The organism is Phaeodactylibacter luteus, assembly GCF_007993045.1.
Lineage (GTDB): Bacteria > Bacteroidota > Bacteroidia > Chitinophagales > Saprospiraceae > Phaeodactylibacter > Phaeodactylibacter luteus.
This window is the reverse complement of sequence record NZ_VOOR01000185.1, coordinates 1-607: the sequence shown is the minus strand read 5'-3', so window position 1 is coordinate 607 and position 607 is coordinate 1. Positions and strand designations below refer to the sequence as shown.

The 607-nt window shown below is 63.6% G+C and carries 1 protein-coding gene; it reads right to left on the bottom strand.

Going from position 1 to position 607, the window contains the following annotated elements:
* A partial coding sequence (locus tag FRY97_RS22635; protein ID WP_170254873.1) for a hypothetical protein occupies positions 1-607 on the bottom strand: 607 nt, incomplete at both ends.

The following is a 607-nucleotide window of genomic DNA, read 5'->3' as shown; positions in this document are numbered from 1 at the left end:
CGCCCCAGCGATGAAAATGCCCCCCCCTTCACAGATCTCCTCCTGCACATCGGTGAAGGCCTGCTGCAGGATAGTGACATTGAGGGTATCCCCGACAACTGTGGTACAGCTTGCGGGCCCGGCTGCAGTTATGCTGTCGAGGACAAAAGTGGCGCTGCTGCTGCCGTTGAACGGGAAAGAGAAAGGCAGAGCCTGGGCGGTGCCCTGCTGCGGTGCCCCGTTTTCAGTATAGAAGATGTCGAAGGCCAGCCCGCCCTGCCCGGAGACAGCGATATCGAGGGGCTGCCCAGGGCAGACAGCGGTATCGGGCATGAAAGCGGCCTGTGGCTGGGGGTAGAAAGCTACGGGCGTGCCGATGGACACAGAGAGGCATGCGCTCTCGAGCGCCGGGGCGCCCCCCGGCAGTATGTTGGTGGCCACCGCAGAGATGTAATAAGCCTGCCCGTACTGCATCCCAGGGAGGAGGCCGAACTGGGGGGAGGGGGAGGTGGCGATGGTATCGCCGAGCGCATTGCCGCTTCCGGTATGTAGGGCGAAGAAAAGGGTATCGTTTGGCCCCAGGGCCTCCCCCCCCAGGAATTGAGCCCCGGCCAGCTCCCCTTCGCAA